We start from the raw sequence: 25,307 nt of genomic DNA, 5'->3' as shown, positions 1-25,307 counted from the left end.
GCTCCCCCATGGCGACGCCGAGGATCGTGACGGTGGGAGGAGGAACGGGCCATTACACGCTCCTCACGGGCCTGCGCGACCTGAGCGCTCGCATCACCGCGATCGTGACCATGATGGACTCGGGCGGGAGCTCCGGCAGGCTCCGGGACGAGTACGGTCTCCTGCCCCCCGGCGACTTCACACGTTGCCTCGTCGCCCTGTCCGAGCACCCGGCGGCGCTGAAGGAGCTGCTCGGCCATCGCTTCAGGTCGGGGAGCCTCGGCGGGCACACCCTGCGCAATCTGATATTCACCGCGGTGCAGGAGATCACCGGCTCGCTCCCCCTCACGGTCGAGCGCCTGCACGAGATCTTCTCCGTCAAGAACCGCGTCCTCCCCGTCACGATGGATCAGGTCGATCTCGTGATGCACCTCGAGAACGACCGGACCCTCCGCGGGGAGGCGTCGATTGACAACCTCTCCGACATGCTCGATGCGCCCGTGCTCTCGGTCTATCTGGATCCCGAGGCCAGGGCCTATCCAGCGGCGCTCGAGGCGATCGCGGACGCGGATCTCATCATCCTCGGGCCGGGCGACCTCTACACGAGCCTCGTCCCGAACCTCCTCGTCAAGGGGGTGCGCGAGGCCATCGCGGCGAGCCGCGCCCGCGCGCTGTTCGTGTGCAATCTCATGACGAAGCCCAACGAGACGCCCGGTTACACGGTCGAGGACTTCGTGGGGACCATCGCGATGTACCTCGGGGAGGCCCGGCTCGATGCGGTGCTGTTCAACGACGTGTGGCCCTCGGCCAGCTTCCCGGAGTACGCCTCCGCCGGCTCCGAGCCGGTCGTGACCTCGCCGGACAGGCGGCTCGCCTCCGACCTCCTCGTCCCCGCCGACCTGCTGTTCGGCGGCAAGCTGATCCGCCACGACCCGCACAAGCTCTCGTCCGCGATCGTGTCGCTCGCCCGGGAGCGCGCGTGGTGGTGAGCCCCTGAGGACGTCCGGCGCCCGCATGGAGTGCACCGATCGCGCGGGAGCGCTCGGTGCGGGATCATTTGCCACGCCTCACCAGGTTGCCCCATCGCTGGCGGGCGCCCGCGCACGCGACTCGCCCCGGCGGCCGCGGCAAGTGGCTCGGCTCATCGTCGCTGCGGCGTCCGTTGCGCCGTCGTCCAGATTGGTATGTGCTTCGCATAGAGCCGGGCTATCGCCATCTCAGAGGCTGATCATTTCAGGACGAGGTAGAGCGCTATGACCACCATCGGTAATGACCAGTACACTTCGACCGGGTACAAGAACGGAATCTACGAGGGCGGCGCGCAGGAGGGCGGCTCGCAGGAGTCGAGCTCGCAGCAGGCGCAGGGCGGCGAGGGCGGGGTGAGCCTCGACATGCTGCTCAAGTTCGCCAAGGACATCCAGGGCAAGGTCAAGGACGTCCCGTACATCGTTCCGCTCGCGATCGGCGGGGCGGCGTTTGCGCTCGGCGTGCTCGCGAGCTCGAAGATCCTGCGCCAGCTCACCCTCGTCGCCGGCGGCTACGTGGTCAAGTACGCGATCCAGAACGCCCCCAGGGATCAGATCGTCGACTTCGCGAAGAAGGTCGTGTCCGATTCGTTCAAGGCCTCGTCGCGGGTCTGAGCGCCCGCGCGTCGAGCCGCCGGGCCGCCGCGCCCGCGGCCCAGGAGGCTGCTCCGCAGGCCGCCATGACGGCCGCCATCGGTCGCGCGGAGCCGTCGTTCAGGAGACCGACCAGCGACGAGGCGCCGGCCGCGATCGCGAACTGAGTCGAGCCGAGCGCCGCGGAGGCGAGCCCGGCGCGGGCGCCCTGCCCGTCCATTGCCAGCGCCGTCGCGTTGGAGCCGATGAAGCCGAGGCTCGCCACGAATGCGAAGAGCGAGCCGACCATGGCGGGGAGCCCGCCCCAGCGGCTGACCGCGACGGCGAGGAGGACCGCGCCGACCGCGGTGATCGCGGCCGTCGCCCGCGCGAGCAGCCAGGCCGGCGAGCGACGCCCGAGCAGCCGGTGGTTCACCTGGGCGCCGGCGATGAGGCCGAACGCGTTCGCGCCGAAGAGCCAGCCGTAGTGCTGGGGCGAGACGTGAAATAGCTCGATGAGCACGAACGGCGAGCCCGAGATGTACGCGAACATGCCGGCCTGCGCGAAGGCGCCCGTCAGCGTGTACGCGACGAAGGCGCGATCGCGCCCGAGCTCGCGCAGGTGCGCGCCGATCGCCCGGAGATCGAGCCGCTCGGTCCGCGCGACAGCCGTCTCGGGGAGCGCCGCGGCCATCAGCGCCAGGCAGCCGAGGCCGAGCGCGGCGAGCAGCGCGAAGATGACCCGCCAGCCGGCGACGAGGAGCAACCAGCCGCCGAGGGTCGGCGCGAGGATGGGCGCGGCCCCCATGACGAGCATGAGCAGCGAGAGCAGCCGCGCGGCGGCGGCCCCTTCGTAGAGGTCGCGGACCACGGCCCGCGTCACGACCTGCCCCGCAGCGCCGCCGACGGCCTGGAGGAAGCGCAGCGCGATGAGCGACTGCACGTTCGGGGCGAGCGCGCACCCGATCGAGGCGAGCACGTAGAGCGCAAGACCGGCGTACAGGGGGCGCTTGCGGCCGAACCGATCGGTCAACGGTCCGTAAGCGAGCTGGCCCAGCCCGAGCCCCGCGAAGTACGCCGCGAGCGTGAGCTGCACCGCGGACGCGGTGGTGCCGAGGTCGCGCTGCAGCGTCGGCAGGCTCGGCAGGTACATGTCGATCGAGAGCGGACCCAGCGCGGTGAGCGCACCGAGGATGAGGGCGAGGAAAACGGGGCTCCTTCGCGGGACGGGCGAGCTCAGCATCTTGGGCGGACGAGCTATGTAGGACTCGCGGCGCCCCTCGGCCAGGGACGCCCGGTGCTCGCGGCGGATGCGAGCTCCGGCTTCCTGCGTCGGCAGCGCGGCGTCGCTCCATCGAGCACGTCCATCGCGTCCTGCCCGGCCTGTCTACCTGCGCAGGAGGCGCCCCTGCCGGGTCTTGCCCGTCAGCACGCCGTCCAGGGGAAGGCGTCGAAGGCGGCGTCGACCCCTCGGTCCACGGCCCGCTCGATCGCGCGGAGCACCCACCGCGTCGTGGGCCACGTTCGCCGGCCGATGAAGATCTGGTGCGAGAGCTGGTAGGCGAGATCTCCGTCCTTCAGGATCTCGGCGGAGTGCTCCACCAGCGGAACGGACGCATCGGTGACCGGGGCAGGGGAGTGCCCGCAATTGCCCGCCACCACGGTCGTGATGCCCTGAGCGACCATCGGCGCGAGGACGTCCTCGTGATCCGGCAGCGGGAGGAGCCAGTCGATGTGCGAGTGGATATCGATGAAGCCGGGCGCGACGGCGAGCCCGCCGGCGTCGAGCGTCCGCCCTCCCGCGAGCGCGCCCGGCCCGGCGATCGCGGCGACCTTGCCCTTCTGGATCCCCAGGTCCGCCAGGTAGCGAGGCTGGCCGCTGCCATCGAGGATCGTTCCCCGCGAAATGACGAGTTCGAACTCCATCCGCCGCCTCCTTGGGAAGGTCTGTCACGAACCATGCGATCCTGAGGAATTCAAGCGAAGCGGGGGCATGGGGGTTCCCCCGCGGGCATCACGCGCGATAGCCTCGAGCCCGTCTTTTTGCCTCAGGGAGATGCTCGCGTGATGGAGATCGCTTCGCATTCGCTGCTCGCGGAGTTTTTCGCCAGCTGTCCTGAACTGCTCTTCGTCGCGTCGGCCGCCGGCGGACTGCTCCACGAGAACGATGCTCTGCGAGAGGTCATCGGCCCCGCGAGCGAGGAGGGCACGATGCTCGCAGAGCTCGCTCACCCGGAGGATCGAGCCGCGTTCCTGGAGGTGTGGGCGAAGCTCGAGCAGACGGGCGAGCCGGCCTCGTTCCGCGTCCGCCTTCGCGACGCGCGTGGGGCATACCGGCCGCTGTCGTGCAAGGCGAAGCGATCGCCCGATCGCAGCGCGGTCTTCGGGGCGCTCCGGGCGATACCCGAGGTCGCCGAGGAGGAGCTGGCGACCCTCCGCAACAAGGCGCGCGTCCTGGACAGCATCGCCAAGCACGTCGACAACATATCGTTGTGGGCGCTCGATCCCGACGGGGTCTGTTTCTATCACGACGGCAGGGGGCTCGAGAGCGTCGGGCTCAAGTCCGGGCAGCTCGCCGGGGTCAACTGGATCGAGTTCTATGGAAAGCAGCCAGATGCAGGCGGCCCCGACATGCCCGACACCGAGATGCGCGACATGCGCACGTGGTTCGACGGGGAGGTGCGCCGCTTTCGCACGGAATCGCTCGGTATCCACTGGGACAACTGGGTCACCCCGCTTCACGACCGGCGCGGCGAGCCCGGGGGCGGCGTGCTCGGGTTGTCGTTCAACATCTCGGCGTCCAAGCGCACAGAGAACGAGCTGCGCGCTCAGCTGCACCAGATCGAGGCGCAGCAGCAGGTCATCCGCGATCTCTCCACGCCGATCATCGAGGTCTGGGACGGCGTGCTCACGCTCCCCATGGTGGGGACGGTCGACAGCGTGCGCACCGCCGACGTCATGGACAGCCTGCTCTCGAAGATCGTCGAGAAGCAAGCGCGCTACGCCATCCTCGACCTCACCGGCGTCGAGGTCGTCGACACCCAGGTCGCGAGCCACCTGATCGAGCTCGTCACCGCGATCCGGCTGCTCGGGGCCGACGGCATCGTCGCCGGCATCAAGCCGAACGTCGCGCAGACCATGGTCTCGCTCGGGCTCGATCTCTCGCAGCTCAACACGCAGCGAAACCTGCGCGCCGCGCTCAATTACGCGATCCGGAGCATGACCCGCGCCGAGTCGCCCGCGCGCTCCGGCCATCCGCCCGCCGGCAAGGCGCCGGCGAGCTGACGGCCCTGCGCCAGCGCTGTCTGGCGCGCGCGCGGCGAGCGCGCTAGTCGGTCCTCGTGCGCATGCGGATCGAGCAGCTCATCGAAGGCGGCTGGTTCGCCCTCCTCGATCCGTGGCTCCCGCGCGCGGAGGCGGACGCGCTCTTCGAGGCGCTGCGCGCCGGGGTCGCGTGGCGGCAGGACAAGATCAAGCTCTTCGGCAGCGAGTTCCTCCAGCCGCGGCTGTCGGCTTGGTACGGCGACCCCGGCGCGGCCTACACCTACTCGGGGCTGACGCTGGCGCCCGAGCCATGGTCGCCGCCGCTCGCCGAGCTCAGGGCGCGCGTGGCGTCGGCGTGCGCCGAGCTCCCCGTGGCCGAGCCTCCGCGCGCGTCGCGCCCGGCGTTCAACAGCGTCCTCTTGAATTATTACCGCAGCGGCGCCGACTCCATGGGCTTCCACGCCGACGCGGAGAAGGAGCTCGGGCCGAATCCGCTGATCGCCTCCGTGTCGCTCGGCGCGCCGCGCCGCTTCGTCATCAAGCCCGCCCGGAAATGGAAGGACGCTCCCGCCGTGGAGCTGGAGCTCGGCGGGGGAAGCCTGCTGGTGATGGGCGGGACCACCCAGCACCATCACCGCCACGGCGTGCCCAGGCAGCGCGGCGCGGGGCCGCGCATCAACCTGACCTTCAGGCACATCCTTGCGCAGGGCCCGCGCGCCGGGGCGGGAACGTAGCGCGGCAGCGCCGCCCTCGCGACGGCGCGCTGCGATGCGAGGTCGGCCCGCCGGTCCTCGCAGCGCGCCCCGTCAGGCGAGGTCGCCGCCGCCGAGGAGCAGCGCAGCGAGCTCCGCGGCGCGCTCCGGCGCCGCCACCTCCTGGGCAGCGACCGTAATTGCGCGAATGTTCTCGGTTTTCCAGCCGTCGCAGCCCCGCTCGCGCCCCGGGGCGGCCGCGACGATCCGGACACGCAGGAGCTCCCCGGACGCCACGACGGCGAGCTCCACGCCCCCGCCGCCCGACCCGTCCTCGTCGCGAGAGATCGGCACCACGACGGCGCCGCGCGCCTCGAGCGCCCGCGCGAGCCGCGCGCCCGGCGCCTCGGCCGGGCCGAGCGGCGGCGCGCCGCCGAGCGGGCGGAGCGCCGTGGCGAGCTCCACGGACGCGACCGCCTCGGCGGCGCGCGTGCCGGCGCTGCGCACGGCGCGCTGCAGCCGCTCCGCGCGCTCGCCGTCGCGGTCGAGCGCGGCGCGGTCCGCCGGGTCGAGCCGCACCACGCAGCGGACCAGCGGGACCCCGCCGCTGCCCGGGACCTGCGCTGCCTCGAGCCGCGCGCGGCGGAGCATCGCCGCGCCCCGCGCGTCGCCCGAGGCGTCGAGCAGCGCCGCCGCCCCGCCGAGGACCGCGTCGGGGTGCGGCCGCTCCGGCGCGGCCGGGAGCGCGGCCTCCCGGTAGACCTGGTTCCACCCGCGCCCGGCGCCGGGCAGGCGCAGGAGCAGCGTCAGATCGGCGAGCTCCGTCTCCGGGGTGCGGACCGCGCTCGCGAACGCCTCCTTCACCGCCGCGAGGCGGGCCGCGTCCGCCGTGAGCGCCGCGAACGCGGGCGCGTCGACGGCGAGCGAGAGGCGCGACGCGCTCACCTCGCGCGACCCCATCGTCCACCGCTGGGGCGGCCCGGCGACCGCGAGCTCGGCGCCGACGACGAGGGCGGAGAGCCCGCGCTCGCCGCGCGCCTCGAGCAGCGCCGCGACGGCGGCCTTCAGCGCGGTCAGCGCCGGGATCACGCCCCGCCCATGCGCCCGCGCCGCGCCGTCCGCTGCTCCTCGAGCGCGGCGTCCGCCTCGAGCGCCGCCTCGGCCTCGCGCTGCGCCTCGGCGTCGACCGCGCGGTGCCCCTCATGGACGCGCTGGGGCTTCGACTCGGTGACGGCCGCCTCCGCCATGGCCACCGCCGTGTGCCGCAGGTCGTCGTACGGCTTCGCCAGGTCGAAGATGACCTTTGTGTTGCCCTGGCTGAGGTTCGCGAGCGCCTCGAAGCGCCGGAGCTCCATCGCCCCGGGCGAGCGCGCGAGGATGCTCGCCGCCTCGGCGAAGTTCTTCGCGCTCTCCACGTCGGCCTCGCTCTTGATGACCACGTAGCGCCGATCGCGCTCGGCGATGGCCCCCTTCGCGAGCACCTCCTGCATCTGCGGCGGCAGCGCGATGTCCTGGAGGCCGATCATATCCACGTGCAGCCCCCACGCCTCCGCGACCGCCTCGACCTGCGCGCGCACCTTGGCGGCGACCTCCTCGCGGTGCGCGAGCAGCTCGTCGAGCCGCGTCTCGCCCACCACGTCGCGCAGCACGACCTTCGCGCGGTCCTTCATCGCCGTCTCGTAGTTCTCGACGGCGAGCGTGGCCCGCTCCGGATCGACGACGCGGTAGTAGACGACCGCATCGACCATGGTGGTCACGTTGTCGCGGGTGATCACCATCTGCTGGAGGAGATCGCGGTTCTTCATCCGCGTGTCGATGCGCCGGAGCTCCTGGATCCCCGGGAGGTACAGCGTGATCCCGGGGGTCACGCGGCCGGTCAGCTTGCCGAGCGTGAAGCGCAGCGCCACCTCCCACTGGTTGATCTGCCGCAGCCCCGACAGGAGGTAGAAGACCGCGAACGCCGCGAGCAGGGTGAGGATCAGGGACATCGCCTGCGACTCTAGCAGAGCGCTCCGCGATGGCCGCGCTGCCGGACGCTCGCGCCGCGCGGCCACCGCGGGCGCCCCGGCGCGGCTTCGCGCTGGTGTCGCTGCGCGGGCGGTGTACCCTCGCTCCCGCGATGGGTGACGAGCCGAGCCAGCCGTTGCGCGACGGGCGCTACGTGGTCACGCGCGCCCTGGGCGAAGGGGCTCAGGGGCACACGCTCGAGGCGGTCGACAAGCGGCTCGGCAAGCTCGTCGCGATCAAGCGGTTCCATATCCGCGGCGCCTCGAGCTGGAAGAGCGTGGAGCTCGCCGAGCGCGAGGCGCGCGTGCTCGCCTCACTCTCGCATCCGAGCCTGCCGGCCTACCTCGATCATTTCGAGGAGGACGGAGCGCTCTTCCTCGTGATGGAGAAGATCGACGGCGAGAGCCTGGGCGCGATGCGCCGCCGCCGCGCCGTGCTCGGGCCGGACGAGGTCGTCCGGTTCTTGCGGGACGCCTCGGGCGTGCTCGACTACCTGCACGGCCGCGCGCCGCCGGTCATCCACCGCGACATCAAGCCGAACAACGTGATCCGCCGGCCCGACGGCTCCTTCGCGATCGTCGACTTCGGCGCGGTCCGTGATCGCCTGCGCCCCGAGGGCGGGAGCACCGTGGTCGGCACCTTCGGGTACATGGCGCCGGAGCAGTTCCAGGGGCGCGCGCTGCCGGCGTCGGACGTCTACGCCGTCGGCGCGACCGCGCTCTGCCTGCTCACCGGCGAGGAGCCGGAGAACCTGCCGCACCGCGGGCTCGCGATCGACGTGCCCGCGGCCCTCGGCGGCCGCGCGGATCCGCGCCTCGTCCGGGCCCTCTCCGCGATGCTGGAGCCGGATCCGGAGCGCCGCGCCGCGCGCCTCGCGCCGCTGCTCGCGGAGCTCGACGCGGGCGGCGCGTCCCCCGAGCGGCCGCGCGCCGGGCGCCCCTCGGAGCGCGACGCGCGCAAGGCGTACAGCGACGCGCGCAAGGCGGAGCGCGACGCGCGCAAGGCGTACCGCGACGCGCGCAAGGCGGAGCGCGACGCGCGCAAGGCGGCGCGGCGCGCGCACGAGCAGGAGCGGCGCCCGCGCGGGCCCGAGGGGGTCACGGCGCCGTGGCGCGGCCTCGACGGCCTCCCGCTCGTGGGCGCGATGTTCGGCCTCACCGTCGCGCGCATCGCGGTCGGCCTCGCGCTCGGGGTGGTCGTCCCGACGGTGCTCACGCTGCTGTCGCTGGTGTTCGGCCGGGTGCTGCGCGAGCAGGCCGCGCCGAGCGTGCGCCGGGCCGGCCGCGTCGCCGAGCTCGCGCTGCTCCGCGCCACCCGCGTCGTTCGCGGGCGCCCCGCGCCGGACGGCGCCGCCCAGCGCGATCAGGGCGCGGCGGCGCGCGTGCGCGTCGAGGACCAGGAGCCCCCCGGGCGATCGCGCATCCACGACGTCGATCTCGACGAGGCGCAGGACGAGGAGCTCGGCGACATCGAGGCCGACGAGCGGGCCAGGTCGAGCGCCGCGTCGAGGCCGCCGCGCACGGGCAGGCGCTGAGCGCCGGTCGCGCTCGCGCTCCGGCCGGGCGCGGCGGTCAGATGCGCCCGCGCGCGGCGTCGAGCTTCAGGCGGAAGACCTCGACGATCGCCTCGGCGAAGATCCTCCGGCTCATCTTCGAGTGGCCGGCGCGGCGGTCGACGAACACGATCGGCACCTCGACCACGCGGAGCCCTTTGCGGAGCGCGCGGTAGGTCGTCTCGATCTGGAACGCGTAGCCGTTCGAGCGCACGCTGCCGAGATCGAGCGAGAGGAGCGCGCGCCGCGTGAACGCCTTGTAGCCGGTCGTGAGGTCGCGGACGCCGACGCCCAGGAGGGTCCGCGCGTAGAGCGAGCCGCCCTTCGAGAGCGCGTGCCGCCCGAGGCCCCAGCCCTCGACGCCGCCCCCCGGCACGTTGCGCGAGCCGAGGACCACGTCCGCGCCCCGGGCGATCGCGTCGAGGAAGGCTGGCAGGTGGCCCGGGTCGTGCGAGAGATCCGCGTCCATCTCGAAGGCGACGTCGTAGCCGCCGTCCAGCGCGCGCTGGAACCCCTCCAGGTAGGCGGTGCCGAGCCCGAGCTTGGCCGGGCGGTGGAGCACCTGGACGCGCCCGTCGCGGGCGGCGAGCTCATCGCCGAGGGCGCCTGTCCCGTCCGGCGACGCGTCGTCGACGACGAGCACGTGCGCGTCCGGGACCGTCGCGAGGACGGAGCTCACGAACTCGGCGAGGTTGTCTCGCTCGTTGTACGTCGGCGTGATGATGAGGATTCGGGGGGCCATCCTGGCTCGGCGCGGCGCGAGCGGACGCTCGCGCGCGGATCTACCAAAACGGCGGCGCGAGCGGAAGGATCTGCGGGGGGCGCGCCCGGGGCCTCGCCGGTTGGCGGTTGCCGGAAACGTGCGCGCCAGTTAATTTCCTTTCCCGACAGGGCGTCCGCTCTGCATCGGGCCGATCGGCTGGAACAGCCTCGGTCAACTCGTGGGGTCACACCCTGCGCACAGGGGTGCGGCCCTGAACCTGAACAGCGCGGCACCGACGGAGACAAACATGGCGAGCCAGAACGTCCACACCCTCACCGACCAGAATTTCGAGTCTGAAGTCCTGAAATCCCCCGTCCCCGTTCTCGTGGATTTCACGGCCACCTGGTGCGGGCCCTGCAAGGCGCTCGCCCCGATCGTCGACAAGATCGCGGACGATTTCCAGGGCAAGGTGAAGGTCGCCAAGCTCGACATCGACGGTGCTCCGGAGACCACCCGCAAGTACGGCGTGCGGAGCGTTCCGACGGTGATGGTGTTCCAGGGCGGCGAGAAGAAGGGCGTGCAGGTCGGCCTCACGAGCCGCGACAACCTGCTCCGGCTCCTCGGCGTCTGAGCGAGAGCTCCCCCGCCTCGAGGCCCGCGCGACGCAGCCCCGCGGCGCCGACCGAGCGCCTCGCCCGCTCGAACGCCGGCCAAGCGCCGGCCAGACGCCGGCCTAACGCCGGCCAGACGCCGACCGAACACCTCGCTCGATCGAACGCCCCGCCCGACCCACCGGCCCCGGCGCGCTCGCGCCACGACGCCCCGGCGAGAGGCCGCTTCGTCGCGTGCGCCGCGCGCGCTGAGGCTTTGCTTGACCGTCGCGCGCGAGGTGACTACGTATCGCGCCGGCCACTTTCCCAGGAGTTCGTGATGGCGACGAAGATCGCAATTAACGGTTTTGGGCGCATCGGACGTTGCATTGTCCGCGCGCTCGTCGAGCGCGGCGTGAAGGATATCGAGCTGGTCGCCATCAACGACCTGACGGATCCGAAGACCCTCGCCCACCTCTTCCAGTACGACTCGGTCCACCGCGAGTTCAAGGCGGCGAAGGTCGGCGCTGGTGACAAGCACATCAGCATCGGCGACCAGAAGATCGAGATCCTCGCGCTGAAGGACCCGGCCGAGCTGCCGTGGAAGAGCCTCGGCGTCGACATCGTCCTCGAGTGCACGGGCCTCTTCACGGACAAGGCCAAGGCCGCCGCTCACCTGAACGCCGGCGCCAAGCGCGTGATCATCAGCGCGCCGGCCAAGGGCCACGACCTCACGGTCGTGATGGGCGTGAACGACGAGCTCTACGACGCGCAGAAGCACACGATCATCTCGTGCGGCTCCTGCACGACGAACTGCCTCGCCCCCGTCGCCAAGGTGATGCTCGACAACTTCGGCATCGTCCGCGGCCTGATGACGACGGTGCACTCGTACACGAACGACCAGCACCTGCTCGACGTCCCGCACCGGAAGGGCGACCTGCGCCGCGCGCGCGCCGCCGCGGTCAACATGATCCCCTCGAGCACCGGCGCCGCCAAGGCGCTCTCCGAGGTCATCCCGGCGCTCAAGGGCAAGTTCGACGGGCTCGCGATCCGCGTCCCCACGGTCGACGTCTCGCTCGTGGACCTCACCCTCGAGACCGAGAAGCCGGTCACGAAGGAGAGCATCCACGCCGCGATGAAGCAGGCCGCCGACCAGGGTCCGATGAAGGACATCCTCGACTACACGGAGCGGGAGCTCGTCTCGGGCGACTTCATCGGCACGCCCGCGTCCAGCACGTTCGACGCCACCATGACGTCGGTCCTCGGCGACCGCTTCGCGAAGATCTTCTCGTGGTACGACAACGAGTGGGGCTTCTCGAACCGCATGATCGACCTCGCGCGGCTCGTGGCGAAGAAGGGCGTGTAGCGCCGTGAAGCTCACCGGAATCCGCTCCGTCGAGGACCTCGCCGCGGCCGGCGACGCCGGCGGCCTCAGCGGCAAGCGCGTCTTCATCCGCGTCGACTTCAACGTCCCGCTCGACAAGAAGACGGGCAAGATCACGGACGACTCGCGCATCCGCGAGGCGATCCCGACGATCAAGCTCGTCATGGAAGCGGGCGCGAAGGTGATCCTCGCGTCGCACCTCGGCCGCCCGAAGCCGGGCAAGACCGAGGGGCTCTCGCTGGAGCCGTGCGGGGGGCGGCTCAGTGAGCTCACCGGTTACGAGGTCCACCTGCCCGACGACTGCGTCGGCGACTCGCCCAAGAAGGTCATCTACGACCTGCGCGCGGGCCAGGTCTGTCTCCTGGAGAACCTCCGCTTCCACCCGGAGGAGGAGAAGGACGACGAGGGCTTCGCGCGCCAGCTCAGCGAGCTCTGCGACGTCTACGTCGACGACGCCTTCGGCGCCGTGCACCGCGCCCACGCGTCGGTGCACGCGCTGCCGCGCCTCGTGCGCGAGCGCGCCGCCGGCCTGCTCCTCCTGAAGGAGCTCAAGGCGCTGACCCGGCTCACCGATCGCCCGGAGAAGCCGTACGTCGCCGTCCTCGGCGGCGCCAAGGTCTCCGACAAGATCGACGTCGTCGACGCGCTCCTCAACGTGGTCGACACCCTGTGCATCGGCGGCGCGATGGCGAACACCTTCCTCGCCGCGCAGGGCAAGAACGTCCAGAAGAGCCGGATCGAGGAGGACAAGCTCCCGCTCGCGCGCACGATCATGAGCAAGGCGCGCGACCGGGGCATCCAGCTCCTGCTGCCCGTCGACGCCGTCGTCGCCTCGAGCATCGACGCGACGGAGGGCGAGCCCGCGTCGGTCGACGCGATCCCCGAGGGCACGATGGCGCTCGACATCGGCCCCCGCTCGATCGAGCTGTTCGGCAAGGCGATCGAGAAGGCGAAGACGGTTTTCTGGAACGGCCCCATGGGCCTCTTCGAGACGCCCGCCTTCTCCAGGGGCACGTTCGACGTCGCGCGCATCATGAGCGGCGCGTCCGGCTTCACGGTGGTCGGCGGCGGCGACAGCGCGGCGGCGGTCAAGCAGGCCGGCGAGCAGATCGCCCAGGGCTTCGACCACATCTCGACCGGCGGCGGCGCTTCGCTCGAGCTCATCGAGGGCAAGCGGCTGCCCGGCGTCGAGGCGCTCCGGTCGGCCGAGGTGAGCGAGTGAAGCCCGTGAACGACGGGGGCACGCCCGAAGCCACGGGCGTCGCCCCGCGGGCGGCCTCGCGTCGTCCGCTCATCGCCGGCAACTGGAAGATGAACGCCGGGGGGCAGGACGCCTGCCCGCTGGCGGCGGCCGTCGCCAAGGCGACCCGCGAGCTCACCCGGGCCGAGGTGGTGATCGCGCCGCCGTTCACCGCGATCGCCGCCGTGGCCCACGAGCTCGCGGAGGCGAGGAGCGAGATCGGCATCGCCGCGCAGAACATGAGCGCCGAGGTCTCCGGGGCGTTCACCGGCGAGATCGCCTCGGGCATGCTCAAGGACGCGGGCGCGACCTGGGTCATCCTCGGCCACAGCGAGCGGCGGCAGCTGTTCGCCGAGACCGACGAGTCGGTCGCCCGGAAGGTCGCCTCGTCGATCGCGGCCGAGCTGCGCCCCATCGTCTGCGTCGGCGAGACGCTCGAGCAGCGCGAGGCGGGCGAGACGCTCGCCGTGGTCGAGCGCCAGGTCCGCGCCTTCCTCGACGAGCTGGCCAAGCAGCCCGGCTTCGGCGTCATCGCCTACGAGCCGGTCTGGGCGATCGGGACGGGCAAGGTCGCCCGCGCCGAGGACGCCCAGGAGGTGCACGCGTTCATCCGCGGCCTGCTCGCGAAGGCCTCGGAGGACCTCGCTCTCGTCACGCGCATCCTCTACGGCGGCAGCGTCAAGGCCGACAACGCCGATGCGCTGCTCGCCCAGGACGATATCGACGGCGCGCTGGTCGGCGGGGCCTCGCTCGACGCCGCCGGCTTCGCCAAGATCGTCGAGGCCGCGCACCGACTGGCGGAGCGCGCCGAACAGGGGTAGATCGCGGGCCGCTCCCGTCTCGCGACGGGAGCGCCGGCCTGCCCCCTTGCCCCCTGGGCCCGTCGCGCGGGCCAGATCACCCAGCCGAAAGACGCCGATGCTTCACACGTTCCTCAACATCGTGCACGTGTTCGTCTGTCTGTTCCTGATCCTCGTCGTGCTCCTCCAGCAGGGCCGCGGGGGCGGGATGGGCTCGGCCATGGGCGGCGCGACGGCCCAGGTGTTCGGCGGCCGCGGCGCCGGCAACTTCATGACCCGCCTCACGGCCGCCTGCGCCGCCGTCTTCATGGCGACGAGCGTGTCGCTCGCTTACCTCTCGTCGGCGGGCGACCGCGCGCTGCGCGAGTTCGAGCAATCCCAGGAGAAGTAGGCCCGCGTGCTACGGCCCGCTCCCGCGTCGGGGAGGGAAGCGGGCAGGGCGCTCGACGCAGGGTCGTCCGCGGGAGGGGCCGTGGCCTCCGCCGCCCCTTTCGCGCGCGACCTTGCCCTCGTCGCCCTCGCCAAGGCTGCGGTTTCCGCGCTGGTCCTCGCGCTCGGCTTCCGGGCCGTGAGCGACGACGACTTCGCGCGCGTGGTCCTCGCGCAGGCGTGGGCCCACGCGCCCCGGCTCGACCCGACCGGGACGAGCTGGCTCCCGGCCCCGTTCTGGCTCCACGGCGCGCTCTTCCGCGCTCTTGGGCCCGTCCTCGCGCCGACCCTCGAGGTCGCCCGTGGCGTCGCCTTCGCGCTCGGCGTCGCGTCGGCCGCGCTCGTCTACATCTCCGCCCGCTGGATCACGGGCGACCGCCGCGCCGCGCTCGCCGGTGCGCTGCTCGCGGGCGCGTTTCCGTGGAGCGCCTGCCTCGGCGTGGCGACGGTCCCCGAGCTGCCGACCGCGGCCCTCTCGCTCGTCGCGGTGGCGTCGCTCGTCACGCCGCCGGCCGGGCCTGCGCCGCCGCCCGGGCGCGCCCTCCTCGGCGCGCTCGCGCTCGTGCTCGCGACGCTCTCCCGTTACGAGCCCTGGCCTGTCGCCGCCGCCTTCGCGGCGATGGCGCTGCTCGCGGCCGCCCGCCTCGGCCAGAGCCGCGCCGCGCAGGCGAAGCTCGCGCTCGCGGCGCTCGCGGCGCTCGCCGGGCCCGCCGCGTGGATCGCATGGAACCGCGTCGCCCACGGGGAGGCGCTGCACTTTCTGGCCCGCGTCGCCTCCTACCGCAGCGCGCTCGGCCCGGGCGATGACGGCACCCTGCTGCGGCTCTTCGCGTACCCCGCCGCGATGGTCCGCGAGGAGCCGGAGCTCTTTCTGAGCTCCCTCGCCCTCGCCCTCATCGCCTGGCGCGCCCGCCGCGGCGCCGCATCGGGGAGCGCCCGCCCGTTCCCGCCGCTCCTCCGCGCGGCCCGTCCGTACGCCCTCCCCGGGGCGGTCGCCGCCTTCCAGATCGCGGCGCTCTCGCTCGCCCTCGTGCGCGACGGCGCTCCCACGCATCACCCCGAGCGCGCGACCCTCCTCGCGTTGCTCCTGCTCGCCCTCGCCGTGGGGGATCTCTCGGCGCGCGCCTTCCGCGGCGCCTCGGCCGGGGCGCGCAGGGCGCTCGGCGGCGCTCTCCTGGCCGTGCTCTGCGTCGGCGTCTTCTTTCGGCCCCACCTGCGCCGTGAGCATTTCAACCCGCGGACGGACGAGGTCGCCATCGGCCGCGCCGCCGTGGAGCTCACGCCTCCCTCGGCGCCCGTCCTCGTCGAGGTCGCCGACTATGGCCACCTCGCGGCGCTCGCCGCCCTGGCCCGTCCCGGGGGCGCGCACCCGGATCGCTCGATCGATCCGCGCGATCCCCCCGTCCGGTCGAGCTTCGACGACCCCGCGTCGCTCGCGCGTCGCGTCGCCGGCCTGGGCGCGGCCTACCTCATCGGGCGCGTCAGGCCGCCCGCGATCGCCTTCGCCGGCCCGCCGCTCGCGACGCGCGGCGCCTGGGGGCTCTGGGCCGCGCCCTCGGCGGCGGGCGCCTTGCGGGCCGCCCCGGAGGACGGTTCCCGGCGCCCGGCGCCTCCCGCCGGCCCTTCGCCGGAGGAGGCGCCGTGAGCCAGCCCGCGAGGCCGTTCTTCGCGCACGCGTCGGCGTGCATCGACGAGCCCTGCGACATCGGCGAGGGGACGACGATATGGCACTTCTGCCATGTCTCCGCGGGCGCGCGGCTCGGCCGCGCCTGCGTCCTCGGCCAGAACGTCTTCGTCGCGGGCGGCGCCGTCATCGGCGATGGCGTCCGGATCCAGAACAACGTGTCTCTCTATGACGGCACCCTGGTCGAGGACGACGTGTTCCTCGGCCCCTCCGCCGTCCTCACCAACGTCATCAACCCGCGCGCGCAGATCGACCGTCGCGCCTTCCTCGACCGGACGCGCATTCGCCGCGGCGCCACCGTGGGCGCCAATGCCACCGTCGTCTGCGGCGTCACGATCGGTCGCCACGCGTTCATCGGCGCCGGCGCCGTGGTCACGCGCGATGTCCCCGACTATGCGCTCGTCACCGGCGTGCCGGCCCGGCGCGCCGGCTGGATGAGCCGGCATGGTCACAAGCTCGTCGCCTCGCGCGACGGCCTGATGCGCTGCCCCGAGAGCGGCTATCGCTACGAGCGACGCGGTGACGTCGTCCGTTGCCTCGATCTCGACGAGGACGCGCCGCTCCCGGCGCCCCGCGCCGCGGCCGGCCGCCATTACCGCGATCTCCCCGGAGCGGAGGACCTCGAGAGTTGACGCCGCCTGTCCCCTTCTTCGACCGTGCTCGCGGCGATCTCGCCATGCAGGACGAGCTCACCGCCGTGTTCCAGTCGGTCGTCCAGAGCGGCCGCTACATCCTCGGTCCGGAGGTCGATGCCTTCGAGTCGGAGTGCGCCGCGTATCTCGGCGTCCGGCACGCGATCGGCGTCTCGTCCGGCACGGACGCGCTGCTCGCCGCGCTGATGGCGCTCGGCATCGGCGCCGGCGACGAGGTGGTGTGCCCCGCGTACACGTTCTTCGCGACCGCGGGCGCCGTCCATCGCATCGGCGCGCGGCCGGTCTTCGCGGACGTGCTCCCCGGCTCCTTCAACCTGGATCCGGCCTCCCTGGCGCGCGCCCTCACCGCGCGCACCCGGGCGGTCATCGCCGTCCACCTCTTCGGTGGCTGCGCTCCCATGGACGAGCTCCTCGCTGTCGCGGGGGGCCGCGGCGTGCCGGTCATCGAGGACGCGGCCCAGGCCTTCGGCGCCGAGCGCGCGGGCCGCCGCGCGGGCGCGCTCGGGCTCATGGGGTGCTTCTCGTTCTTCCCGACCAAGAACCTCGGCGGCTTCGGCGACGGCGGGCTCGTGACCACCGACGACGGCGAGCTCGCCGCTCGCGTCCGGGCGCTGCGGGCGCACGGCGCTCGCAGGAAGCACCACCACACGCGGGTCGGCGGCAACTTCCGGCTCGACGCCCTCCAGGCGGCGCTCCTCCGGCGCAAGCTCCCGCGGCTCGGCGCGCTCCTCGACAGGCGGCGCGAGCACGCCGCGCAGTATGCCGCGCTGCTCGGCGGGGCGGGCCTGCCCCTGTCGTTGCCTGACACCGGCGCCGCCGGGCACAGCGTCAATCAGTACGTCATTCGTCTCGACGACGCGTCGCTGCGCGACCCATTGCGGAGCTCCCTGGCCGAGCGGGGGATCGGCACCGAGGTCTACTATCCAGCGCCGCTCCACCTCCAGCCCTGCTTTGCGTCGCTCGGCCCGCCGGCCGGCGCTCTTCCCGTCGCGGAGTCTGCCGCGCGCGAGACGCTCGCGCTCCCCATCTTCCCTGAGCTCACGCGCGAGGAGATCGCCCGCGTCGCGCGCGCCGTCACGGCCTTCTTCGTCTGACCGGCGTCGCGGCGGTGCTCCGTCGGTGGCTGCTGCCTCCTCCGATACTCCCGCTGCGAGGGCGAGGGATGTTTGCGCGTTGCGCGCGAGCGGCCCGCTCGGCGTTCTCTGCGCGCGCGCGCTGGGCTAGCCTCCCGCGCATGGCGTCGATCGTCCAACCCTCGCTCGAACGGATCGTCCAGGCGCAGTTGGCGGTATGGCCGGAGCACGAGGATTTCCTGCGGAAGCGCTTTGCTGCGACCGAGCTCGGCTTTGCGGAGCGCGTCGCGTCGCTCGCGCTGCGGCTCGCCGGCGACGACCTCCCGCGCATCTGCGCGGACTACAAGTGGATGTGCGAACGCATCCTCGAGGAGGAGCTCTCCTTCCGGCGCACCGGCCGGTATCGCCTCTCGACGCTCGCCGAGGCCCGGCGTGAGGTCTACGACGACCACGCTTACATGACGCAGTACATGCACGGAGTGCTCCTCTCCCACATCTTCTGGGCGAACCACACGGCGGTCATGGAGTACTACGTCGACACCTTCCTCGCGTCGAACCCACCGGGGTACCGCCACCTCGAGATCGGCCCTGGCCACGGCCTCTTGCTCTACTTTGCCGCCGAGGATGCGCGCGCGGGCGCGGTCACCGCGTGGGACCTCAGCGCGGCGAGCCTGGACGCGACCGGGCACGCCATGCAGGCGCTCGGGGTGCGGCGCGCGCCGCGCCTCGTGAGGCGCGACTTCGCCGATGCCGTGGACGACGGCGAGCGCTTCGACAGCATCGTGATCAGCGAGGTCTGCGAGCACCTCGAGGATCCCCGAGCCGCGCTCCAGAGCCTGCGGCGCTCCCTCGCGCCGGGCGGACGCCTCTTCGTCAACGTGCCGGTCAACAGCCCCGCGCCCGATCACCTGTACCTGCTCCGAACGCCGGAGGAAGCGGTCGATCTGGTCGCGAGCAGCGGCTACGCCATCGCTGAGACGCGCTTCTTCCCCATCACCGGCTACTCGCTCGAGCGGGCGCGCAAGACCGATAGCACGATCTCGTGCGTCGTCGTCGCTGGCCATCCGGCGTAATCGCGTCTCCACGACGTGGCCTGCCCTGCGGCGCTCCTCCGCTGAGCGGGCCCGGCCGCCGAATGGATCGGGACCCCCACGCATCCAACGCGATCCGGGGCAGCAGCCGTTCGGCTGCGCGTCCCGGGCAGCCCGGCAGGAGCGCTTGTTCCACCCCGGAGGCGGGTGTATTTTTGCGCCGCCCCGGGGGCCGTACGGCGTTCAACATCCCAGGGAGCCGTGTCCCATGTCGACGTTCGCGGAGCTGAAGCGTAACCTCAAGAAGGATTTCTCGCAGCTCAAGGGGGTCCGCCTCGCCGTGCTTGCGGACTCCGCGACCCAGCTGTGGGTCCAGGCGCTGCGTGGCTCGGGTTACGAGAGCGGTCTGAACATCGAGATCTACGAGGCCGACTACGATCAGATAGAGCGTCAGATCCTCGACACGTCCTCGGAGCTCCACCGCTTCAAGCCGCGGTTCGTGCTCGTGTTCTACGCCGCCGAGAAGCTGCTCGCCAGGTTCCAGGAGCTCCCGCTGGACGCAAGGGCCGGCTTCGCGGAGGGCCACATCGACACCCTCAGGCAGCTCGTCGACGTCCTGGGCCAGCACCTCGCGGCGACCGTGATCTGCACGAACTACCCCGAGATCGACGATGGGGTCTTCGGGAGCTTCGCCAACAAGGTCTCCTCGTCCTGGGTCTATCAGATTCGCAAGGCCAATTTCCAGCTGATGGATCTTGCCCAGTCGGTCCCCAATCTCCTCGTCAGCGATCTCAGCCTCCTCTGCAGCCAGCTCGGCCGCGACGCGATGACGGATCGCAAGATCGCGATCACCACGGACCTGCTCTTCAGCATCGACTTCTTGCCGGTCGCCGCGCGGAGCGTCGTCGACATCGTCGCGGCGGCGTCGGGGCGCTTCAAGAAGTGCCTCGTGCTCGACCTGGACAACACGCTGTGGGGTGGCGTCATCGGAGATGACGGCGTCGAGGCCATCGAGATCGGCGGCCTCGGCGTGGGCGCCGCCTACTCGCAGCTCCAGCGGTGGGCCAAGGAGCTCAAGAACCGGGGGGTCCTGCTCGCGGTCAGCAGCAAGAACGACCCGCGCGTCGCGGCCGAGCCGTTCCAGGTGCACCCCGACATGGTGCTCCGCCTGGACGACTTCGCCGTCTTCTGCGCGAGCTGGGAGAACAAGGTCGACAACATTCGACATATCCAGTCCATCCTCGAGATCGGGTTCGACTCCATGGTCTTCGTCGACGACGACCCGGCCGAGCGGGAGATCGTCCGGAGGAACCTGCCCGACGTGTGCGTCCCCGAGCTGCCTGACGACCCGGCCCTGTACCTGCCCTATCTGCAGCGGCTGAACCTCTTCGAGACCACCTCGTCCACGGCGGAGGACGGGGCGCGCACGCGGCAGGTTCGAGAGGAGGGCCGGCGGCGGGAGCTGAAGGCCACGTTCGCCACGGAAGAAGAGTTCCTGCGGAGCCTCGAGATGACCGCCGAGGTCGAGCCGCTCACCGCGTTCAACCTCCCTCGGGTGGCCCAGCTCATCCAGCGCTCCAGCCAGTTCAATCTCCGGACGATCCGGTACTCCGAGGACGAGGTGCACCGCATCGCGCGGTCGCCGCACCACCTGCCGTTCGCGGTGAGCCTGACGGACAGGCTCGGCAGCTACGGGCTGGTGAGCGTCGTCTTCCTCGAGCGGGCAGGCGACGCGCTGTTCATCGACACGTGGCTCATGAGCTGCCGGGTCCTGAGGAGGGGGCTCGAGAGCTTCGTGCTCAACGCCCTCGTGGACCGGGCTCGGCGCGAGGGCTACGCGACGATCGTCGGGGAGTATGTCCCCACCAAGAAGAACGAGCTCGCGAAGGACCATTACAAGACTCTGGGCTTCTACCCGCGCGACGGGCGGTGGCACCTCGACGTCCGCGACTACGAACTTCGCACAACCTTCGTCCATTCAAAGGTCTTGCCCCATGGCGAATGAAATCCTGAGCCAGATCAACGACATCATCAGGAAGGTGCTCGATAGCGATGACATCGTGGTTCAGGAGACCACCACGGCGAAGGAGGTGCCCGACTGGGATTCCCTCTCTCACGTTCAGATCGTGGCTGCCATCGAGAAGCACTTCAAGATCACCTTCACCTCGAGGGAGATCCATTCGTTCAAGAACGTCGGGGAGATGTGCGCCGCGGTCGCCGCGAAGCGCGCGAAGTAAAGCGCGCCGGACGGGCCGACGTGAACGCCCGCCCCTCGCGCCGGCGCGACGCCCGCCTGACGGCGGAGGTCGTCGCGGCAGCGGCCTCCCTCGGCGGGGCGGAGCACGCTCACGGTGCAGGTCGAACCTTGAACACCGTCACACATGTCGTTTAGCTCGCTTCAGTTCCTTCTCTTCTTCCCTGTCGTCGCGGCGATCTATTATCTCCTTCCGCACCGGCTGCGCTGGGTTCATCTCCTCATCGCCAGCTGCGTCTTTTACACGGCCTTCAATGCGGCCTACCTCGTCCTCGTCCTCGCGATGGCGGCCGTCGACTACTCGGTCGCGCTCGCGATGGCGAGGGCGGACGACTCCCGCCGGAAGCTCTACCTTGCCGTGAGCCTCACGATGAACCTCGGGATGCTGGGGTTCTTCAAGTACTACAACTTCGCCGTCGAGAGCGTGAACGCAGCCCTGTCGCTCGCGCGCGTGGGCGGGTCGGCTCCGGCGCTGGACATCCTCCTGCCGCTCGGCCTCTCGTTCCACACGTTCCAGGCGATGAGCTACACCATCGACGTCTACCGCGGCGATCAGGAGCCTGAGAGGCACTTCGGCATCTATGCCCTCTACATGCTCTTCTTCCCGCGCCTCTCCGCCGGGCCCATCGAGCGCGCGCAGCACCTGCTTCCGCAGCTCCGCGCCGAGCACCCCTTCGACTACGGGAGGGTCACCGACGGGCTCAGGCAGATGGCCTGGGGCTTCTTCAAGAAGACGGTCGTCGCGGATCGCCTCGCCCTCGGCGTGGACACCCTCTACCGCGAGCCTCGCCAGTACGGCGGCGTCGAGCTGACCCTGGCCTCCGTCTTCTTCGCGCTCCAGCTCTACGCTGATTTCTCCGGATACTCGGACATCGCCGTCGGCGCGGCCAAGGTGTTCGGCATCGACGTGACGAACAACTTCAGGCGTCCCTACTTTGCCACGAACCTGTCCGAGTTCTGGCGGCGCTGGCACATCTCTCTCTACAGCTGGTTCAACGATTACGTCTTCTCCCCGCTCGCGATCGCGATGCGCCATCGGGGCCAGATCGGCGTGGTCCTCGCCGTCGTCCTGACGTTCACCTTGAGCGGGCTATGGCACGGCGCCGCGTGGGGGTTCCTCGCGTGGGGGTTGCTCCAGGGGCTCGCCATGGCCTTCGAGACGCTCACGCGCAAGAAGCGCGCGAAGCTCATCAAGCGGCCCTCGCGCCTCGCGAGCGCCCTCGGCGTCGCGCTGACCTTCTCGTTCGTATGCTTCACGTTGATCTTCGTCCGCGCGAGGACCCTGAGCGACGCGGTCTACATCGTCACGCACCTCGGCTCGGGGCTCGCGGACTTCGCCGGGGACGCGCTCCGCCCCGGGCACCTCGCCCTGACGGTGGGCTCGCTGGGCTACTACAAGGAAGATTTCGTCATCGTGCTGCTCGCCACGCTCGTCATGCTGGTCGTCGAGCTCGTCCATGAGCGCCTCGATCTGCGGTCGTTCTTCGCGGCGAAGCCCGCCGCCCTTCGCTGGGCGGCCTACTACGCCCTCGGCGCGTCCATCCTGCTGTACGGCGCGCACAATGCGACTCAGACCTTCATCTACGTGCAATTCTAACGATGAAGCGATTCATCCTGAAGGCCTCGCTCCTCCTGTTGCCGTTCGCGCTCTACGCGCTCTGCATCGTGGTCATCGACCCCTTCGAGCGGTTCGGCGTGGGCCGCTTCATGCCTGTCCACGACAAAAGCAAGGTCGCGATCGCGTTCAATAGCCTTTTGTGGAAGGTCATCGAGTTCAACCGGGCGCCGCACCCGAACATCACCCTCGGCGCGTCCAAGATGAACCTCTTGACCCCGGACCTCCTGAAGGAGGCCTCCGCCGTCGACTACCACAACCTCAGCGTGGGGGGCGGGTCGGCGCTCGAGTTCATCCACCTGTTCTGGTTCGCGGCGAGCAGGGCGAAGCTCGAGCGGGTCGTCTTCGGGATCGGGATCGAGAACTTCAACGAATACATCAATCGTGACAGCGTGAAGGGCGCCGAGGCCACGGCGAGCAACCCGCTCCTCTATGTGATCAACCGCGATGTGGCCTCGGCGGCGAAGCACCTCGTGCTCATGAAATACTTCGGCGCAGCGCCCCCCTCGACCGCTCCGCCGATGAGAAAGGACGAGTTCTGGGAGGTCCAGCTCGACGAAGCGACCACCAGGATCTTCGCGAAGTACCGCTTCAACGAGGGCGCCTACGGCGAGCTCGCGGAGATCTCCGCGTATTGCCGGGAGCGGGGGATCGAGCTGACGTTCGCGATCCTGCCCAGCCATGCCGACGTGCACGAGCGGCTTCGGCAGCTCGGCGTCGAGGAGGAGTGGAAGAGCCTGCCTCTGCGGCTCGGCCAGCTCGGCAAGACCCACGACTTCGACGTCGACGACGAGCTCACGGCGAGCAGGGACAACTTCACCGACCCGTTCCACTTCGGTCCCGACGCCGCGCGTCGCCTCGCCGGCGCGATCGGGTCCGACGGCGGCGCTCGCGCCCGCTGAGGCGGCGCGGGCTCGCCGGGGCTCGCCTTGGGGCGGAGTTCCCACGGCGCCGGGCCGCGCGCCCCTGTCTGTGCTAGACGTGCGCGCCATGAGCGTCGAGGTCGGCATCGTCGGACTGCCCAACGTGGGCAAGAGCACCCTGTTCAACGCCCTGACGGCCGCGAAGGCCGAGGCGCAGAACTACCCGTTCTGCACGATCGAGCCCAACGTCGGCGCCGTCCCTGTCCCTGACGACCGGCTCGCGACGCTCGCCAAGTACATCAAGAGCGAGAAGATCCTCCCCGCCATGGTGCAGGTGGTCGACATCGCCGGCCTCGTGCGCGGCGCGAGCACGGGCGAGGGGCTCGGGAACAAATTCCTCAGTCATATCCGCGAGGTAGACGCGATCCTCCACGTTGTCCGCTGCTTCACGGTCGCGGACGTCGTGCACGTCGACGGCGGCGTCGACCCGCTCCGCGACATCGACACGATCGAGACGGAGCTCATGCTGGCCGACCTCGGCTCGCTCGAGGGGATGGTGGAGCGCACGCGGAAGCAGGCGAAGGGCGACAAGGAGCTTCTCCCGAAGATCGCGCTCATGGAGCGGTGTCTCGAGGCGCTCCAGGCGGGCAAGCCGGTCCGCGGGCTCTCCTTCGACGACGAGCAGCGGAAGGTCGTGAAGACCTTCGGCATGATCACCGCGAAGAAGGTCCTCTACGTGGCGAACGTCGACGAGGCCGACGCCTCCGGCGCGGGCCCGCTCGCGGCGAAGGTGCGCGAGCGCGCTGCCTCCGAGGGCAGCGGCGTCGTGCCGGTCTGCAGCAAGCTCGAGGCGGAGCTGAACGAGCTCGCGCCAGACGAGCGCACCGAGATGCTCGAGAGCCTCGGCATGAAGGAGCCGGCGCTCTCGACGCTCGCGCGCGAGGCCTACCGGCTCCTCGGCCTCCAGAGCTACTACACGGCCGGTCCCAAGGAGATCCGCGCCTGGACCATCCCGGTCGGGTGCACGGCGCCGCAGGCCGCAGGGGTCATCCACAGCGATTTCGAGAAGGGCTTCATCCGGGCGGAGGTCTACAACGTGGGGGACCTCGTCGAGCACCGGACCGAGGCCGCCATCCGCGCCGCCGGCAAGCTGCGCGTCGAGGGCAAGACGTACGTCTTCCAGGACGGCGACGTCGCGCACTTTCTCTTCAACGTCTGACTGTCCATTCCTCGGGCGCGCCCGCTCGCCGCCGCCGGCCCTCCCGAGCGCGCTCGCCGCGCCCCTGCATCGCGCTGCCCCCCGGTTCGCGCCGCACCCCTGCTTCGGGGGCGGCGCGGCACCGCCGTTGCTCCTCCGCTGTGCGCGCAGGCGCGGTGTGCCGGCCGCGACCGCCGGCGTTCCGTCGACCTTGCGCCTTCGTGGACGGAGGCAGGACGGTGCCCAGGGCGACGAGCGGCGGCGCGTGGTGTGTGCTGGTTCTCCTCACCTCGTCGGGGAGCGCCGCGGCGGGCTGCGTTGCCGCCGCGGCCGACGTCCCGCCCGAGGAGGTGGGCGCCCCGGACCCGGGTAGCGACGCGGCGCCGGCGCCCCGTCCGCCCGCGCCGTGCGCGCTGCCGCCCGGGTTCCTGGTGGGCGCGCCGCCCCGCTTCCCCGCGCCGCCCGCGCCGCCCCTCGGCCACAGGCCCTCGGCGGCTCCAGGCGGCGATGTCTTCGGTCGCTTCCTGCGGTCCACCGTCGTGTTCTGCGGGCCCGACGAGCGGCCGTACTTCCTCCGTTACCGCTTCTACCTCACCGGCCCGCTCTCGGGCCGCTGGCTGCGCCCGCCGCTGGTCCAGCCGCTCTGAGCGCGCCGCCCTGCCGTGCGGCCGGCCTCCTCGCCGCGCATTGGCCCATGG

25 protein-coding genes are annotated in these 25,307 nt (G+C 71.4%); 20 read left to right on the top strand and 5 right to left on the bottom strand.

Annotated elements, in window-relative coordinates; all coding sequences use genetic code 11:
• The first annotated feature begins 8 nt into the window (after window positions 1-8).
• Window positions 9-968 (top strand): gluconeogenesis factor YvcK family protein, encoded by a 960-nt coding sequence (locus tag WME75_RS37975; RefSeq protein WP_437481475.1) that lies wholly within the window; start codon window positions 9-11, stop codon window positions 966-968.
• A gap of 264 nt (window positions 969-1,232) precedes the next feature.
• The gene (locus tag WME75_RS37970) at window positions 1,233-1,619 is read left to right on the top strand and encodes a hypothetical protein (protein ID WP_437481473.1); all 387 of its coding nucleotides are present in this window, start codon (window positions 1,233-1,235) and stop codon (window positions 1,617-1,619) included.
• Here WME75_RS37970 and WME75_RS37965 read toward each other — a convergent pair.
• Window positions 1,597-2,820 carry a Bcr/CflA family multidrug efflux MFS transporter gene (locus WME75_RS37965; RefSeq protein WP_437481471.1) on the bottom strand — a complete coding sequence of 408 codons (1,224 nt, stop codon included), beginning with the start codon at window positions 2,818-2,820 and terminating at the stop codon, window positions 1,597-1,599. The genes WME75_RS37970 and WME75_RS37965 overlap by 23 nt on opposite strands.
• Window positions 2,821-3,002: 182 nt before the next feature.
• Entirely contained in the window at window positions 3,003-3,503 is a 501-nt protein-coding gene (locus tag WME75_RS37960; RefSeq protein ID WP_437481470.1) for an amidohydrolase family protein, read from the bottom strand.
• Window positions 3,504-3,644: 141 nt separating this feature from the next.
• On the opposite strand from WME75_RS37960, the gene WME75_RS37955 reads away from it, so the two are divergent.
• Together WME75_RS37955 and WME75_RS37950 are read left to right on the top strand one after the other, a co-directional pair.
• Complete coding sequence (locus WME75_RS37955) at window positions 3,645-4,862, top strand: STAS domain-containing protein (RefSeq protein WP_437481468.1); 1,218 nt, start codon at window positions 3,645-3,647, stop codon at window positions 4,860-4,862.
• Window positions 4,863-4,924: 62 nt separating this feature from the next.
• The gene (locus tag WME75_RS37950) at window positions 4,925-5,575 is read left to right on the top strand and encodes an alpha-ketoglutarate-dependent dioxygenase AlkB family protein (protein ID WP_437495008.1); all 651 of its coding nucleotides are present in this window, start codon (window positions 4,925-4,927) and stop codon (window positions 5,573-5,575) included.
• Window positions 5,576-5,647: 72 nt separating this feature from the next.
• Here the strand turns inward: WME75_RS37950 and WME75_RS37945 are convergent, their stop codons facing one another.
• Together WME75_RS37945 and WME75_RS37940 are read right to left on the bottom strand one after the other, a co-directional pair.
• On the bottom strand, window positions 5,648-6,622 hold the full coding sequence (locus WME75_RS37945) for a hypothetical protein (RefSeq protein WP_437481466.1): 975 nt from the start codon (window positions 6,620-6,622) through the stop codon (window positions 5,648-5,650).
• Complete coding sequence (locus WME75_RS37940) at window positions 6,619-7,521, bottom strand: SPFH domain-containing protein (protein WP_437481464.1); 903 nt, start codon at window positions 7,519-7,521, stop codon at window positions 6,619-6,621. The genes WME75_RS37945 and WME75_RS37940 overlap by 4 nt, the downstream gene beginning before the upstream one ends.
• A 131-nt stretch (window positions 7,522-7,652) precedes the next feature.
• Between WME75_RS37940 and WME75_RS37935 the strand changes: the two genes are divergently transcribed.
• The gene (locus WME75_RS37935; protein ID WP_437481463.1) at window positions 7,653-9,074 is read left to right on the top strand and encodes a serine/threonine protein kinase; all 1,422 of its coding nucleotides are present in this window, start codon (window positions 7,653-7,655) and stop codon (window positions 9,072-9,074) included.
• 37 nt (window positions 9,075-9,111) lie between these two features.
• Here the strand turns inward: WME75_RS37935 and WME75_RS37930 are convergent, their stop codons facing one another.
• The gene (locus tag WME75_RS37930; protein ID WP_437481461.1) at window positions 9,112-9,834 is read right to left on the bottom strand and encodes a polyprenol monophosphomannose synthase; all 723 of its coding nucleotides are present in this window, start codon (window positions 9,832-9,834) and stop codon (window positions 9,112-9,114) included.
• Between the two features lie 268 nt (window positions 9,835-10,102).
• On the opposite strand from WME75_RS37930, the gene trxA reads away from it, so the two are divergent.
• The 15 genes from trxA to WME75_RS37855 all read left to right on the top strand — a co-directional run bounded on the left by trxA (window position 10,103) and on the right by WME75_RS37855 (window position 25,256).
• The gene (gene trxA / locus WME75_RS37925; RefSeq protein ID WP_437481459.1) at window positions 10,103-10,426 is read left to right on the top strand and encodes a thioredoxin; all 324 of its coding nucleotides are present in this window, start codon (window positions 10,103-10,105) and stop codon (window positions 10,424-10,426) included.
• Window positions 10,427-10,725: 299 nt separating this feature from the next.
• Entirely contained in the window at window positions 10,726-11,751 is a 1,026-nt protein-coding gene (gap, locus tag WME75_RS37920) for a type I glyceraldehyde-3-phosphate dehydrogenase (protein WP_437481457.1), read from the top strand.
• Between the two features lie 4 nt (window positions 11,752-11,755).
• Window positions 11,756-12,991: a phosphoglycerate kinase gene (locus WME75_RS37915; RefSeq protein ID WP_437481455.1), complete on the top strand. Its 1,236-nt coding sequence runs from the start codon at window positions 11,756-11,758 to the stop codon at window positions 12,989-12,991.
• Between the two features lie 5 nt (window positions 12,992-12,996).
• Window positions 12,997-13,830, top strand: coding sequence for a triose-phosphate isomerase (tpiA, locus tag WME75_RS37910; RefSeq protein ID WP_437495006.1), 834 nt, complete (start codon window positions 12,997-12,999; stop codon window positions 13,828-13,830).
• A 97-nt stretch (window positions 13,831-13,927) separates the two neighbouring features.
• Window positions 13,928-14,200 (top strand): preprotein translocase subunit SecG, encoded by a 273-nt coding sequence (gene secG / locus WME75_RS37905; protein ID WP_437481453.1) that lies wholly within the window; start codon window positions 13,928-13,930, stop codon window positions 14,198-14,200.
• An 81-nt stretch (window positions 14,201-14,281) separates the two neighbouring features.
• Complete coding sequence (locus WME75_RS37900) at window positions 14,282-15,883, top strand: hypothetical protein (RefSeq protein WP_437481452.1); 1,602 nt, start codon at window positions 14,282-14,284, stop codon at window positions 15,881-15,883.
• Window positions 15,880-16,554, top strand: coding sequence for an acyltransferase (locus WME75_RS37895; protein ID WP_437481450.1), 675 nt, complete (start codon window positions 15,880-15,882; stop codon window positions 16,552-16,554). Before WME75_RS37900 ends, WME75_RS37895 begins: the two co-directional genes overlap by 4 nt.
• A complete protein-coding gene (locus WME75_RS37890) occupies window positions 16,551-17,669 on the top strand; it encodes a DegT/DnrJ/EryC1/StrS family aminotransferase (RefSeq protein WP_437481448.1) in 1,119 nt (372 codons plus the stop codon). The genes WME75_RS37895 and WME75_RS37890 overlap by 4 nt, the downstream gene beginning before the upstream one ends.
• Window positions 17,670-17,809: 140 nt before the next feature.
• Window positions 17,810-18,721, top strand: a complete 912-nt coding sequence (locus WME75_RS37885) for a class I SAM-dependent methyltransferase (protein WP_437481446.1) — start codon at window positions 17,810-17,812, stop codon at window positions 18,719-18,721.
• Between the two features lie 226 nt (window positions 18,722-18,947).
• Window positions 18,948-20,684, top strand: a complete 1,737-nt coding sequence (locus WME75_RS37880; RefSeq protein ID WP_437481444.1) for an HAD-IIIC family phosphatase — start codon at window positions 18,948-18,950, stop codon at window positions 20,682-20,684.
• Window positions 20,674-20,916 (top strand): acyl carrier protein, encoded by a 243-nt coding sequence (locus WME75_RS37875; protein ID WP_437481442.1) that lies wholly within the window; start codon window positions 20,674-20,676, stop codon window positions 20,914-20,916. Before WME75_RS37880 ends, WME75_RS37875 begins: the two co-directional genes overlap by 11 nt.
• 144 nt (window positions 20,917-21,060) lie before the next feature.
• Window positions 21,061-22,530, top strand: coding sequence for an MBOAT family O-acyltransferase (locus WME75_RS37870; RefSeq protein ID WP_437481441.1), 1,470 nt, complete (start codon window positions 21,061-21,063; stop codon window positions 22,528-22,530).
• A 2-nt stretch (window positions 22,531-22,532) separates the two neighbouring features.
• Window positions 22,533-23,450 (top strand): hypothetical protein, encoded by a 918-nt coding sequence (locus tag WME75_RS37865; RefSeq protein WP_437481439.1) that lies wholly within the window; start codon window positions 22,533-22,535, stop codon window positions 23,448-23,450.
• 88 nt (window positions 23,451-23,538) lie between these two features.
• Complete coding sequence (gene ychF / locus WME75_RS37860; RefSeq protein WP_437481437.1) at window positions 23,539-24,630, top strand: redox-regulated ATPase YchF; 1,092 nt, start codon at window positions 23,539-23,541, stop codon at window positions 24,628-24,630.
• A gap of 218 nt (window positions 24,631-24,848) precedes the next feature.
• Window positions 24,849-25,256 carry a hypothetical protein gene (locus tag WME75_RS37855; protein WP_437481435.1) on the top strand — a complete coding sequence of 136 codons (408 nt, stop codon included), beginning with the start codon at window positions 24,849-24,851 and terminating at the stop codon, window positions 25,254-25,256.
• Window positions 25,257-25,307 lie beyond the last annotated feature (51 nt).

Source organism: Sorangium sp. So ce1014 (assembly GCF_051521505.1).
Taxonomy (GTDB): domain Bacteria; phylum Myxococcota_A; class Polyangia; order Polyangiales; family Polyangiaceae; genus Sorangium.
This window is presented reverse-complemented; position numbering and strand designations above follow the sequence as displayed.

What these genes read in the sequence shown, in the direction of transcription:
- gap (WP_437481457.1), top strand. Translation starts at nt 10,726, where the DNA reads ATGGCGACGAAGATCGCAATTAACGGTTTTGGGCGCATCGGACGTTGC.
- WME75_RS37930 (WP_437481461.1), bottom strand. Translation starts at nt 9,834, where the DNA reads ATGGCCCCCCGAATCCTCATCATCACGCCGACGTACAACGAGCGAGAC.
- WME75_RS37960 (WP_437481470.1), bottom strand. Translation starts at nt 3,503, where the DNA reads ATGGAGTTCGAACTCGTCATTTCGCGGGGAACGATCCTCGATGGCAGC.
- WME75_RS37970 (WP_437481473.1), top strand. Translation starts at nt 1,233, where the DNA reads ATGACCACCATCGGTAATGACCAGTACACTTCGACCGGGTACAAGAAC.
- WME75_RS37875 (WP_437481442.1), top strand. Translation starts at nt 20,674, where the DNA reads ATGGCGAATGAAATCCTGAGCCAGATCAACGACATCATCAGGAAGGTG.
- WME75_RS37935 (WP_437481463.1), top strand. Translation starts at nt 7,653, where the DNA reads ATGGGTGACGAGCCGAGCCAGCCGTTGCGCGACGGGCGCTACGTGGTC.
- trxA (WP_437481459.1), top strand. Translation starts at nt 10,103, where the DNA reads ATGGCGAGCCAGAACGTCCACACCCTCACCGACCAGAATTTCGAGTCT.
- WME75_RS37955 (WP_437481468.1), top strand. Translation starts at nt 3,645, where the DNA reads ATGGAGATCGCTTCGCATTCGCTGCTCGCGGAGTTTTTCGCCAGCTGT.
- WME75_RS37950 (WP_437495008.1), top strand. Translation starts at nt 4,925, where the DNA reads ATGCGGATCGAGCAGCTCATCGAAGGCGGCTGGTTCGCCCTCCTCGAT.
- WME75_RS37870 (WP_437481441.1), top strand. Translation starts at nt 21,061, where the DNA reads ATGTCGTTTAGCTCGCTTCAGTTCCTTCTCTTCTTCCCTGTCGTCGCG.
- WME75_RS37865 (WP_437481439.1), top strand. Translation starts at nt 22,533, where the DNA reads ATGAAGCGATTCATCCTGAAGGCCTCGCTCCTCCTGTTGCCGTTCGCG.
- WME75_RS37885 (WP_437481446.1), top strand. Translation starts at nt 17,810, where the DNA reads ATGGCGTCGATCGTCCAACCCTCGCTCGAACGGATCGTCCAGGCGCAG.
- secG (WP_437481453.1), top strand. Translation starts at nt 13,928, where the DNA reads ATGCTTCACACGTTCCTCAACATCGTGCACGTGTTCGTCTGTCTGTTC.
- WME75_RS37965 (WP_437481471.1), bottom strand. Translation starts at nt 2,820, where the DNA reads ATGCTGAGCTCGCCCGTCCCGCGAAGGAGCCCCGTTTTCCTCGCCCTC.
- ychF (WP_437481437.1), top strand. Translation starts at nt 23,539, where the DNA reads ATGAGCGTCGAGGTCGGCATCGTCGGACTGCCCAACGTGGGCAAGAGC.
- WME75_RS37975 (WP_437481475.1), top strand. Translation starts at nt 9, where the DNA reads ATGGCGACGCCGAGGATCGTGACGGTGGGAGGAGGAACGGGCCATTAC.
- WME75_RS37940 (WP_437481464.1), bottom strand. Translation starts at nt 7,521, where the DNA reads ATGTCCCTGATCCTCACCCTGCTCGCGGCGTTCGCGGTCTTCTACCTC.
- WME75_RS37880 (WP_437481444.1), top strand. Translation starts at nt 18,948, where the DNA reads ATGTCGACGTTCGCGGAGCTGAAGCGTAACCTCAAGAAGGATTTCTCG.